At 74.5% G+C, this 11,845-nt stretch carries 12 protein-coding genes; 2 read left to right on the top strand and 10 right to left on the bottom strand.

The genetic code is table 11. From position 1 onward, the window contains the following. The first annotated feature begins 59 nt into the window (after nucleotides 1-59). The gene (locus OG871_RS33780) at nucleotides 60-974 is read left to right on the top strand and encodes a hypothetical protein (protein WP_371502028.1); all 915 of its coding nucleotides are present in this window, start codon (nucleotides 60-62) and stop codon (nucleotides 972-974) included. A gap of 27 nt (nucleotides 975-1,001) precedes the next feature. Here the strand turns inward: OG871_RS33780 and OG871_RS33785 are convergent, their stop codons facing one another. The 10 genes from OG871_RS33785 to OG871_RS33830 all read right to left on the bottom strand — a co-directional run bounded on the left by OG871_RS33785 (nucleotide 1,002) and on the right by OG871_RS33830 (nucleotide 10,864). After that, nucleotides 1,002-1,955, bottom strand: a complete 954-nt coding sequence (locus tag OG871_RS33785) for a hypothetical protein (RefSeq protein ID WP_371502029.1) — start codon at nucleotides 1,953-1,955, stop codon at nucleotides 1,002-1,004. A gap of 115 nt (nucleotides 1,956-2,070) precedes the next feature. Further along, on the bottom strand, nucleotides 2,071-2,862 hold the full coding sequence (locus tag OG871_RS33790) for a class I SAM-dependent methyltransferase (protein WP_371502031.1): 792 nt from the start codon (nucleotides 2,860-2,862) through the stop codon (nucleotides 2,071-2,073). Beyond that, complete coding sequence (locus OG871_RS33795; protein ID WP_371502032.1) at nucleotides 2,862-3,581, bottom strand: ABC transporter ATP-binding protein; 720 nt, start codon at nucleotides 3,579-3,581, stop codon at nucleotides 2,862-2,864. The genes OG871_RS33790 and OG871_RS33795 overlap by 1 nt, the downstream gene beginning before the upstream one ends. Nucleotides 3,582-3,586: 5 nt before the next feature. Continuing rightward, on the bottom strand, nucleotides 3,587-4,330 hold the full coding sequence (locus OG871_RS33800) for an ABC transporter ATP-binding protein (RefSeq protein ID WP_371502033.1): 744 nt from the start codon (nucleotides 4,328-4,330) through the stop codon (nucleotides 3,587-3,589). Beyond that, the gene (locus OG871_RS33805; RefSeq protein WP_371502034.1) at nucleotides 4,327-5,355 is read right to left on the bottom strand and encodes a branched-chain amino acid ABC transporter permease; all 1,029 of its coding nucleotides are present in this window, start codon (nucleotides 5,353-5,355) and stop codon (nucleotides 4,327-4,329) included. Before OG871_RS33805 ends, OG871_RS33800 begins: the two co-directional genes overlap by 4 nt. Continuing rightward, the gene (locus OG871_RS33810) at nucleotides 5,352-6,221 is read right to left on the bottom strand and encodes a hypothetical protein (RefSeq protein WP_371502035.1); all 870 of its coding nucleotides are present in this window, start codon (nucleotides 6,219-6,221) and stop codon (nucleotides 5,352-5,354) included. Before OG871_RS33810 ends, OG871_RS33805 begins: the two co-directional genes overlap by 4 nt. Nucleotides 6,222-6,244: 23 nt before the next feature. Further along, nucleotides 6,245-7,441: an ABC transporter substrate-binding protein gene (locus OG871_RS33815; RefSeq protein WP_371502036.1), complete on the bottom strand. Its 1,197-nt coding sequence runs from the start codon at nucleotides 7,439-7,441 to the stop codon at nucleotides 6,245-6,247. A gap of 45 nt (nucleotides 7,442-7,486) precedes the next feature. Then, entirely contained in the window at nucleotides 7,487-7,900 is a 414-nt protein-coding gene (locus tag OG871_RS33820; protein WP_371502037.1) for a roadblock/LC7 domain-containing protein, read from the bottom strand. Beyond that, entirely contained in the window at nucleotides 7,897-10,164 is a 2,268-nt protein-coding gene (locus OG871_RS33825; RefSeq protein WP_371502038.1) for a nitrate- and nitrite sensing domain-containing protein, read from the bottom strand. Before OG871_RS33825 ends, OG871_RS33820 begins: the two co-directional genes overlap by 4 nt. A gap of 400 nt (nucleotides 10,165-10,564) precedes the next feature. Continuing rightward, complete coding sequence (locus tag OG871_RS33830) at nucleotides 10,565-10,864, bottom strand: hypothetical protein (RefSeq protein ID WP_371502039.1); 300 nt, start codon at nucleotides 10,862-10,864, stop codon at nucleotides 10,565-10,567. A 57-nt stretch (nucleotides 10,865-10,921) separates the two neighbouring features. Here OG871_RS33830 and OG871_RS33835 point away from each other — a divergent pair, with 57 nt between their 5' ends. Continuing rightward, nucleotides 10,922-11,830: a helix-turn-helix domain-containing protein gene (locus tag OG871_RS33835; protein WP_371502040.1), complete on the top strand. Its 909-nt coding sequence runs from the start codon at nucleotides 10,922-10,924 to the stop codon at nucleotides 11,828-11,830. Nucleotides 11,831-11,845 lie beyond the last annotated feature (15 nt).

Consider the following 11,845-nt stretch of genomic DNA (forward strand, 5'->3'; position numbering starts at 1 on the left):
CCGCGTATCCGCTCATTCACGCGCCCCTGGCGGCGTGCTCGTACGGGAAAGACCTGCCGATGTTCGCTTCTCCTCGTTCGACCTTCCGCTGGGCTGCCGTGGTGGCCGGTGCGACCGGCGCGCTCGTCCTCGCGCTCGGCGCGTCCGGGCCGTCCCCGCAACCCGGGCACTCGGGGCACTCGGGCACGGCGGGGATGGCGGGCATGGACCACGGCGCCACCGCGATGCCCTCGATGCCCGCGATGTCCGGCATGGCGGCCGGCGAAGGTCTCCTCCCCGAACTCGACGGCTACCGGATGGACTCCCCGGCCACCGCCCTTCCGGCCGGCCGGGCGACGGGCTACCCGTTCACGATCACCGGACCGGACGGCCGGCCGATCACCGACTTCGCCGTCGCGCAGACCAGGAAGCTGCACTTCTACGCGATCCGCTCGGACCTCACCGGCTATCAGCACCTGCACCCGACGATGGCCGCCGACGGCACCTGGACGGCCGACCTGGCCGCCCTCGAACCGGGGGACTGGCGCCTGTACGCCTCCTTCACCCCGAACACCGGCCCCCACCGGGGCACCGAACTCGTCTTCAGCCGTGTCGTGACGGTGCCCGGCGAGGCGGCCGCGGTGCCGCTGCCCGCCGCGGCCGGCAGCACCACGGTCGACGGCTACACCGTCGCCCTCCAGGAGGGGCCGACGGCCGGGATGACCCACCGGCTCACCGTCACCGTCAGCAAGGACGGCCGGCCGGTCACCGACCTGCAGCCGTACCTCGACAGCTACGCCCACCTGAGCGCGTTCCACGCGGGTGACCAGGCGCTGGCCCACCTCCACCCCGGGAACGCGCTCGACGGGGACCACGGCGGCCCGACCCTGACCTTCGACGCGATGATCGGCGAGCCCGGGGACTGGCGGGTCTTCCTCCAGTTCCAGACTGCCGGTCAGGTGCACACCGCAGTGCTCACCTGGCGCGTCGCCTGACGCCGGGCCGGGCCCCGGCCGGCCCGCTCAGCGCAGGACCTGCGCCTGCCAGGAGGCGAACTGCTGGACCGGGTCCCCGTCCAACCCCCACGGCCAGGGGGTGACGGTGCCTCCGACCGCCCGGAAGACCTCGGCGGCGTCCGGGAGGCGGTTGGCCTGGACCAGGGCGTAGGCCAGCATGTTGAGGTCGGCCAGGGCCGTCGCATGACCGAGGCGGCCGGGCGTGGGCCAGTCGGTGAGCGCGCGCTGCAGTGCGGTTTCCGCGCGTGCGGTCGCCCACTGCCTCCGTGCCAGCAGGGCGTTGACGCCGCCGCGCGCGACGGTCCGGTGGTGGTGATCGACGGCTGCCGCGAGTTCCAGCCCCACGACGGGCACCGCCGGTGTCGCCGCGGGTATCCGGGACCGGACGGAATCGACGAAGTCGAGTAGCTGGCTGTGCGAGCCGCACTCCTCCGGGGACAGGTAGCGCAGCATCTGGAAATGCGCTTCGCGGTGCCAGGCATCGCGGGTCGTCACTTCGTGCCAGACCTTGAACACGTCCTGCTGATTGCATCTCAGCAGCCGCAGCATTCCCAGCAGTACCACCCAGGGCGTCGGATCGTTCGGCTGGAGTTCGGCGGCGCGATAACAGTCGTCGGCCGCCGAGCGGGCGTTCTCCATCCCGCCGGCCTGGCGGCCGCGTACCAGCTCGACCCAGGACGAGAAGACCAGCGCGTCGGCGCTGCGTGGCCGCCGCCTGAGCCAGCATCGCGCGAGACCGGAATCCGCCGCGGATTCCGCCAGGACCGAGAATCTGTGCGTCCGCCGATCCCAGTCGTTTCCCGCATCCTGAATGACCCGCTCCACCTGGTCGACCTGAATATCGGTCAGACCTGGCATCGGTGGGCTGTCCAGTTGCTTGCGGACCCTGCCGAGATTCCGGTCGTCGAGTTCTGGGACCAGGCGCGGGCCGGAGTTCCGAAGCTTTCGAAAGATCGACACGGACGCAGACTATGGCTGCCCCGGAGAACGAGAAAGGCCCGGTAGCGAATCGTTATTCCCGGGCCCGGCCGGGTGATATTACCGCCTCGTAGCGCAAGGCCGGGCGGCCGGCGGCTCAGACCGGCCTGCGTGCCGAAGTCGAGACCAGGGTGTAGGAGAGGGCGCTGAAATCGCGCCTGCGGACCAGCGCGCGGAAGCGGGTCAGCTCGTCGAGGGTGAGACCGGCGGCGAGCAGCGGGCCCTGGAGCTGGCGCGAGTTGATCTCGTGGAGCCGGGCGCCGCCGTCGTGGGACCAGCTCTCGGCGTGGACGGCGGTGCGGACCTCGGTCAGGCCGAGGCCGGTCATCGCCCCGTGGACCCGGCGCGCCCAGTCCAGGTCGGCGCCCCGGTCGCCGAGGACGGTGAGAACGGTCCCGACCACCCGGGAGAACAGGGCCTGCTCGCCCGGATCGACCGGGGTGAGGACGGTGAGCGGGCTGCGGTCGAACTCCTCGATCAGCAGCAGGCCGCCGGGCCGCAGCGCCCCGGCCAGGGTGGCCAGTACCTCGTGGCGTTCGGGCAGGTGCAGGAGGAGCAGCCGCGCGTGGATCAGGTCGAACGGGCCGCCGGGCGGCTGCTCGTACCGGACGTCGTGGCGGCGGACGAGAACGGACCCGCCGGCCCCGGCCAGCCGGGCCGGGTCGAGGTCGGTGGCGGTCACGGAGCCGGTGGGGCCGGCCAGTTCGGCGAGCAGGCGGGCGATCGATCCGGCGCCCGCCCCGACCTCCCAGCAGTGCGCGCCGGGCGGGACACCGAGCCGGTCCAGGTGGGCGGCGGTGATCGGGTCGAGGCAGGCCTCCAGCACCTGGAGCTGGTCCGCGGCCTCCTCGGCCCGGTTGTCGAAGGCGTAGCGGGTGTCGGTCGGCATCAGCGGGGCTCCTGCGGTGCGCGGTGGGTCGGGGTGAGGGCGGCGAGTACCCGGGCCGGGTCCCGGCGCGCGGTGGCGCCGTCCAGGGTGAGCGTGATCCGCCCGGTGCCGAGGACGGTGATCCGGTCGGCGACGGGCAGGACCTGGGCCGGGCGCGGGGCGGCGAGCAGGACGGCCAGTCCGTCGGCCGCCAGCCGGCCCGCCAGCGCGAGGACCTCGGCCGCGATGACCGGGGCCAGGCCCTCGGTGGGTTCGTCGAGCAGCAGGACGCGGGGGCCGGTGAGCAGGGTACGGGCGAGGGCGAGCATCTGCTGCTCGCCGCCGGAGAGGTGGTCGGCGCGCTGGTGCAGCCGCTCGCCGAGCCGTGGGAGCAGGTCGAGGACCCGGGCCGGTGTCCAGGCGGTCGGCCGTCGGCGGTGGGACACCGCGAGGTGCTCGGCCACCGTCAGGGAGGCGAACACCCGGCGTCCCTGCGGGACCAGGCCGATGCCGGCCCGGGCGCGGCGGTGTGCGGGGAGGCCGGTGACGTCCGTCCCGGCGAGCCCGATCCGGCCCGAGGCCACCGGGACGAGGCCGGCCAGCGTGTTCAGCAGGGTGGTCTTGCCGGCGCCGTTGGGCCCGAGGACGGCGTGCACGGAGGAAGGGCCGACGGCCAGGTCCACGCCGTGCAGGACGGTGCCGCCGTGGTGACCGGCCCGCAGGGAGTGCGTCTCCAGCATGCGGGTCACCCGGGCCGGTGGCCGAGGTAGGCTTCCCGGGCGGCGGGGTCGGCGCTGATCTGCTCAGGCGTGCCGTCGGCGATCGGCCGGCCCTCGTGCAGGACGGTGACCCGGGTGGCGAGGGCGTTGACGAAGTCGAGATTGTGCTCGACCAGGAGAACGGCGACCTCGGTGGGCACCTGCTGCAGGACCGTCACCAGCCGGTCGGTGTCCTCCTCGGTCAGGCCGGCGGCCGGCTCGTCCAGCAGCAGGAGCCGCGGCCGGGCGGCGAGCGCGGCCGCGATCTCCACCAACCGCTGCTGGCCGTGGGAGAGCTGGCCGGCCGGGTGCGAGGCCAGGTGCGCGAGGCCGACCCGGTCCAGCTGGTCGTGGCAGCGGTGTCCGAGGTCCCGGTAGCGGCGGGGGCGCCAGAGGCCGCGCAGTTCGGTGTGCCGCCAGGCGGCCAGGGCCACGTTGTCCAGGGCGCTCAGGCTGCCGAGGACCGCCGGCTGCTGGAAGGTACGGGCGATGCCGAGCCGGGACCGCCGGGCGGGGTCGGTGCCGGTGATGTCCTGCCGGTCGAGCACGATCCGGCCGGCCGAGGGGGTGACCGTCCCGGCGACCAGGCCGAGCAGGGTGGACTTGCCGGCGCCGTTGGGACCGATCACGGCATGGCGTGCCCCTGGTCGGACCGTCAGGTCGAGCCGGTCGACGGCGACCAGGGCGCCGTAGCGGCGGGTCACCTGGGTGAGGCTGAGCAGGGCGTTCACGGGCCGGCCTCCGGGGAGCTGGGAGTGGGCGGGGGACCGGCGGCCGCCCGACGGCGCGGGTGGGGGAGCCGGGGCGGGCGGATGCCGGCCACCCCGCGGGGCAGCAGGTAGACGGCGGCGACGAACAGCGCGCCGAGCAGCAGCGGGCCGTGTCCCGGCCACGGGGCGGCGAGCTGGTCCCGGGTGGTCAGGACCAGCGCGGCGCCGGCGAGCGCACCGAGCGGAGAGGTCACACCGCCGAGCACGGCGGCCAGCAGCCCCAGCGAGGAGGTGGTGAAGCCGACGTCGGCGGGGGAGACGTAGCGCTGCGCGGTCACCAGCAGATGGCCGCCCACGCCCGCGAGCGCGCCGGCCCACACCTGGGCGCCGAGGAACACCCGGGTGACCGGGTGGCCGCCGGCCCGCATCCGCGCCTCGTGGTCACGGCAGCCGGCGAGCAGGAGCCCCAGCGGCGAGCGCAGCGCCAGGACCGTCGCGGTGACCGCGCAGGCGGCGACGGCGATCGCGTACCGGAAGACGGCCGTGTCGTCGGTCAGCGGCGCGGCGCCCCACAGCAGCCGCACCGGCGGGATGCCGGCCAGGCCCTCGGTGCCGCCGGTGACCGAGCTCCAGCGGGCCGCCGCGGTGGCGGTCAGCTCGCCCAGGGCCAGGGTGATCATCAGCGCCGTGACGCCCCGGGCGCGGGCCACGACCGGCCCGGTCAGCAGCGCGAACAGCGCGGCGGCCAGGGCGGCGGTGGTGAGCTGGACCGGACCGACGTCGATGCCCGCGCGGCCGAGCAGGGCGCTGGTGTACGCGCCGACCGCGTACGGCGCGGCCTGGCCGAGCGTGGGCAGGCCGGCCCGGCCGGTGAGCACGGTGACGCCGACCGCGACCAGGCCGAGCGCGGGTATCGGGGTGAGCAGGACGAGAGCCGACTCGTCGACCACCGCCGGTACCGCGAACTGCGCGAGCGCGGTCAGCAGCAGGGCCCAGCCGGCCGGGCGCAGGAGACCGGCGCCGCGCGGTGCCCGGAGAGCGGTCATCCGCGGGCTCCGGCGGCACTGCCGCGGCGCAGCACCAGCGCGGCGGCCATGGCCGCGAACAGCAGGTACGGGGCGAGGCCGGAGGCCAGGTCGACGCCGAGGGTCTGCACCTCGCCCACGGCCACCGCCGCCGCCAGCGCCCCCAGGACCGAGCCCAGGCCGCCCAGCACCACCACGATCAGCGAGAGCAGCAGGACGGTCTCCGCCGTGCGCGGCCCGGGGCCGATGATGGGAGCGCCGAGAACACCCGCGAGGCCCGCGAGCGCCCCGGCGCCGGTCAGTACGGCGGCGTGGACCAGACGTGGGTCGGTACCCAGGCCGGCGACCATCGCGGAGTCGTCCACCGTGGCCCGCAGCAGCATGCCGGCCCTGGTACGCCGCAGGAAGAGCTGCCCGGCCGCCGCCAGCACCGCCGCCACCAGGATGAACACCAGCCGGTACACCGGATAGCGGTGCCCGGCGAGGTCGGCGCTGCCGTCGAGGGCCGCCGGCAGGGCGACGGGCAGGTCGTCGGGCCCGGCCGCCGTGCTGAGCAGATCGCCGCCGATCAGCGCCACGCCGACGGTGAGCAGGGCCTGGGCGAGGTGGCCGCGTCGGCGCAGCGGCGCGGTGAGCGCGGCGAGCAGCCCGCCGCTGGCGCCGGCCGCCGCGGTGCCGACGGCCAGGGCGAGCAGCAGCCCGGCCCAGGTGCCGTCGGACAGGGCGGCGGCCGTGTACGCGCCGACGGCGTAGAGGGTGCCGTGGGCGAGGTTGAGGACGTCACCCGTCCCGAACGCCAGCGTCAGCCCGGCCGCCGCGACGTACAGCAGCAGCCCGTAGGCGACGCCGTCCACGGCCGGGACCAGATGCGCGTCGATCAGGCCCATCGGGCCCCCTCTCCGGTGCCCGGTCAGTTCCCGATGGTGGCGAGGTCCTGGACGGTCTGGTTGGACAGGGCGCGGCCGTCGCTCTTGACCTCGCGCAGATACCACTTCTGCACCGGCGAGTGGGTGTTCCTGCCGAACTGCCAGGTGCCGCGCGGGCTGTCGATCTGGCCGAGGCCGGCGATCGCGGTGTTCAGCGACTCCGGGTCGAGCCGGTCGCCCGCCGCGCCGATCGCCTTGTCGAGGACGGCGGCGGCGTCGTAGGAGGCCATCGCGTACGTGGTGGGCGGGGACTGGTGCTTGGACTGCCAGGCCGAGACGAATGCGCGGTTGGCCGCGTTGTCCAGGTCCGGGGCGTAGTTGAGCACCGAGCGGATGCCCTTGGCGGCGTCGCCCTGCGCGGTCAGCACGCCGCCCTCGGTGAGGAATCCGGCCGCGTACAGCGGGGTGCCGGCCAGATCGGACTGGGCGTACTGCTTGACGAAGTCGACCGCGGCGCTGCCGGCGTAGAAGCAGTACACCGCCTTGGCCTTGGAGTTCTTGATCTTGTTGAAGTAGGGAGTGAAGTCGGTGGTGCCCGGGAACGGCGTGAACATCGTCTTCCCCGCGGGGTCGGCGAGTTGCCCGCCGGCCTTGCCGAACGCGTCGGTGAAGCCTCGCAGTTCGTCCCAGCCGCCCTGGTAGTCGGGCCCGATCGCGTAGACCGGCCCGTCGACCGTGTCGCGCACGTACTGGGCGATCGCGGCCCCCGGCTCGTCGGACATGAAGCTGGTGCTCCACTGCCGGGTCACGTCCTTGACCGCGGGGCGGCCGTTGGAGCTCACCAGCGGGATCCCGGCCTCGCTGAGCAGCGGCGAGATCGCGGCGACCGAGCCGGCGCCGACCACCCCCGTGACGGCGAGGACCTTGTCCTGCTTGACCAGCTTGGTGGCGGCCGGGAGGGCGGTGGGTGCGCCGTCGCCCTCGTCGGCGGTCACCAGGTCGACCGGATGACCGCCGAGCCTGCCGTCGTGGGTGTCGAGGTAGAGCTGGAAGCCGTCCCGCAGGTCGGTGCCGACCGCCTTGTACGTCCCGGAGAGCGAGGCCAGCAGCCCGATCTTCACCGCGCTCGGGCCGCCCGCGGCGGCGTCACCGCTGCCGTGTCCGCCGGTGCAGCCGGTGGCGAGCAGCAGGGCGGCGACGAGGGGGACGCCAACCGGGCGGGATCTGCGAATCGGTGACACGAGTGCTCCCGGGAGTAGGGGTGACGGGCCGGAACTGACGATCGGTCAGGAGGATGTGTCGAGCAGCTTGGCGCGGGCCGCGGGGGTGAGCTGCGGTCCGACCTGGTTGATCAGCTCGGCGAGCTCGAAGGAGACCTGGCCGATGTCGCAGGACTTCGAGGCCAGGACCAGCAGCGAGGCGCCGCTGCCGACCGCCATCGAGAACAGGAAACCGCCCTGCAGCTCGGTCAGGTTGCTGATCACCGGCTCCGCCTTCAACAGCCGTCCGGCGCCGGCCAGCAGGCTGACCAGCCCCGAGGCGATCGCGGCGAGCTGGTCGGCGTGCTCGGTGTCGACCTCGCGGGTGGCTGCGATCAGCAGCCCGTCGGCGGAGACCGCCACCGCGTGGGTGATCTCCGGGACGCGGGCCGCGAAGTCGTTCAGCAGCCAGTCGAGATCCTGCGGCGAGGGGGAGGTCATGCGTCTTCCTTCTGGTTCGGTTCGGAGAGGAGAGGCTTGGGGGCGCCGCGCCCGGCGCGGCTGGCGCCGATGCCGCGGGCGTAGGCGGCCATGGTGGCCGAGACCTGCCGGGGGTCGCGCTGCGCCAGCCCGTGCGAGGGGTGGGTGGCGGGCGCCGGGGAGTCGGAGGTGCTCGCCGCCGCCGCGTGGACGGGGGCGGGCTCGGCGGGCGAGGACGCCGGGCGCCTGCGCCTGGGCAGACCGCTCCCGGTGGTTCCGGCGGCCGTCGGCCCCGGCTCGGGCGCAAGCGCCGCCGCGGCCGGGAGCGGTGTCGGCACCGCCGACGGTACTGCGAGCAGAGCGGGGAGCGGAGCCGGGTCGGCCGGCGCGGCCGGCTCGAACATCGTGTCCGGAAGGGTGACCTCGGCGATGGTGCCGCCACCCGGACGCGGGCGCAGCTCGACCCGGATCCCGTACCAGGACGCCAGGTGGCCGACCACGGTCAGCCCCATCGCGCGGACGGCGGCCACCTCGACCGGTGAGGGGGCGGCCAGCTTCTCGTTGGCCTCGTCCCAGCGGTCCTTGGCCAGGCCGATGCCCTGGTCGCAGACCTGTACCACGAGCCGGTCCGTCAGCAGCCTGGCCTCGGCGGTCACCCGGGTCTCGGGCTTGGAGTAGGCGGTGGCGTTGTCGAGCAGCTCGGCGAAGAGGTGGACCAGGTGGTCCACCGCCCGGCCCTGGATCAGGACGCCCTGGTCCGTGGTCCCGACGTCGACCCGGGTGTAGCGCTCGATCTGGGCCACCGCCGCCCGCAGGACGTCCTCGATCGGGGAGTCGGTCGACCGTACCCGGGCGGTCGCCTCGCCGCCGAGCACGAGCAGGCTGTGGTTGTTGCGCCGCATCCTGCTGGCCAGGTGGTCGAGCTCGAAGAGCCGGGCCAGCCGTTCGGGGTCGGGCTCGTCCCGCTCGGCCGCGTCGAGGGCCCGGACCAGCGCACCGGTCAGCCGTTCGGCCCGGCGGGCCAGGCCGACGAAGACGGTGCCCATCCGGTCGCGCATGGCCGCCTGCTCGGCGGCGATCCGTACCGCCTCCCGGCTGACGGTGTTGAAGGCGGCGCCGACCTCGGCGATCTCGTCCCGGCCGCGGACCCTGACCGGGTCGCCCGCCGCGGCGGCGAACTCCTCCGGTGTCGCCCCGCCGAGCGCGCCTCCCGCCGACAGGGCGGCGACGGCCGCCGGAAGGCGCTCGTGGGCGACGGCGTGCGCGGCGTCCCGGAGCCGGCGCAGCTCCCGGATCATCGGCCGGCCCAGCCGGAACGCGAGGACGATCACCGAGACCACCGCCAGCACCACCGCCAGGCCCTCGCTCAGGGCCCACCCGCGTTGCGTGTTGCGGAAGTCCGTGACCCTGGCGAGCGCCGCGGCGTCGACCTTCTGCTCGACCTGCTGGAGCCGGTCTGCCCGTTCGTCCATCACCGTCGTCCAGCTGGCGTCCAACGGCAGCGGCCGGCCGGGCCTGGCGCGGGCGACGGCGTCCTCCAGGCGGCCCGCCGCGATGATCTCGGCACCGGTCAGCGACCGGTCCAGCCAGGCCTGCCACTCGGGGGTGGCGGTCCGTTGGAACTCCAGGACGGCCTCGGTGTATCCGGTGCGGGTGGCGGTGATCGCCTGCTGCGCGGCCGGAGTGAGGACGCCGGAGGCCTGCGAGGTCAGGACCGCGACCTCCTGCTGGCCGACCGCCTCCTGCGCCCGGGCCAGGGCCACTCCGCTGTTGATCCGGTCCGCGAGATCGGCCCCGGCGCGGCCGGCCTCGGCGACATCGCCCCGGTAGGCCAGCAGGTCGGCGATGACGATCCGGTAGTGGAAGGTGGTCGCGGACAGCGCGGCGCCCGGGCCCGACTCCACCTGCTTGCGGAGCGCGGGGAGGTCCGCCAGGTCGTCGTCCACCTGCCGGAGCAGGCCGAGGGCGTTGCCCCGGCCCGGGTGCAGCCGTCCCCGCAGCCGGCGGTACTCCGTGATGCTCGCGTCGGTGGCCTGGATCTGGCGGAGGTAGGCGTTGGTCCGCTCGGGGTTCGCCTCGCCGGTCAACAGGGCCGCGGCACAGGTGCGTTCCCGCTGCAGCTGGTGCGTCAGGTCGCCGGCCTGGGCGCTGATGGCGACCATCGAGCGCAGCTGCGCGGCCCCGAACACCTGTCCGGCGGTGATGCGCAGGGCGAGCGCCGCGAACGCGAGGACGGCGAGCAGCGGTACCGTGGCGAGGACGGCGAGTTTGCGGGTGATTCTCACCGGGCCGCTCCTCCGGCCATGAGCGGAGGGTTGATCAGGCCTTGCTGGTCAGAGGTCATGGCGCGCCTTGGGGTTGATCGGAGGGGGCGGGTGGAAGCGAGGGTGGATCGACCGCTGCGAAAGCCTCCATTTAGCGCGTACCTGACATGATGCTGCGCCGAGCATAGTGGCGTCGATCGATCATGTCTTCGAAACCTTGCGAAGCCTAGTCAACTGACGTGCCGTCATAACAGCCCCGGAGCCATTCTCTTACCCGCGCCACCCGCAGGCCCGCCGGCGGCGGACGCCGCAGGGCCCGTCGGCACACGGCACCTGCCGTGTGCCGACGGGCCCTGCGGCCTGGCCTTTCGGGGTTTCGCCGGCGGCCCTCCTCGACCGCTCACACCGCTCGGGCGGCCGCCTACGGCAGCTCCACCGCCAGGTGTTCCGGGCCGAGCGAGCGCAGCAGGTCCGCCGAGTCGGAGACCTCGCCGACCGTGAGCACCCCGGTCGCCGGGCTCCGGCCGTCCAGGATGCGCTCCGCCGCCTCCACCACGATCGGCGCCGTGACCGCGTAGATGTCCTGCCCGCGCGCCACCGCGCGGCGCTGCCGGCCGCCGGCGTGGACGACGACCTCGACCAGGAACCGCTGGGCCGACCGGACTCCGGTCGACGGCGTCAGGTTGGGTTCGCCGAGCTCCTTGAGCGGGGCGAGCGTCATGACGCTGCTGATCTCGGCGACCGGCAGGTGCCGCGGGACGGTGACGCTAACGTCCCGGTGTTCGAGGCCGCCGTGGCCGTCGAGGTCTTCGGCCGCGCGAGGAGGGACTTCCCCGTCCCGTGGTACGAGGTGGCGCTGTGCACCGGGCAGGACGGCCCGGTCCGGACGGCGGAGGGGCTGGCCTTCGCCGGCCCGGGCCTCGCGGAGCTGGAGCGCGCGGACACCGTGATCGTGCCGGCCTGCGCCGACCTGCAGGGCGACCCGCCGCCGGAGCAGCTGGACGCGCTGCGCGGGGCGTACGCGCGCGGGGCCCGCATCGCCTCGATCTGCACGGGTGCGTTCACCCTGGCCGCCGCCGGGCTGCTCGACGGCCGCCGTGCCACCACCCACTGGATGCACGCCGCCGAACTGGCCGAACGCTGGCCGGCGGTGAAGCTGGACCCGAACGTGCTCTACACCCAGGACGAGCGGATCTTCACCTCCGCGGGCGAGTGCGCCGGACTGGACCTCTGTCTGCACCTCGTCCGCCTCGATCACGGCAGCCACGTCGCCAACACCCTCGCCCGCCGGATGGTCATCCCGCCGCACCGCGAGGGCGGTCAGGCCCAGTACATCGACCAGCCGTTGCCGCGGGCCGAGTCCACCGGCCTGGCCCCGGCGCTCGGCTGGGCGCGCGCCCGGCTGCACCGCCCGCTGACCATCGACGACCTGGCCGGGCGGGCGGCGATGAGCAAGCGCAGCTTCCTGCGCCACTTCCGCGCCGCCACCGGGACCACGCCCCTGCAGTGGCTGCTGCACGAACGCGTCGCCCGTGCGCGTGACCTGCTGGAGACGACCGACGACACCGTCGAGCACCTCGCGGAGCAGTGCGGCTTCGGGTCGGCGCAGAGTCTGCGCGTGCACTTCACCCGGATCAACCGGACCACTCCCCGCCGGTACCGGCAGACGTTCGACTCGACGCGGTGACCGGCCGCGCGCCGG

Source organism: Kitasatospora sp. NBC_00374 (genome assembly GCF_041434935.1).
In the GTDB taxonomy this organism is placed as follows: Bacteria; Actinomycetota; Actinomycetes; order Streptomycetales; family Streptomycetaceae; genus Kitasatospora.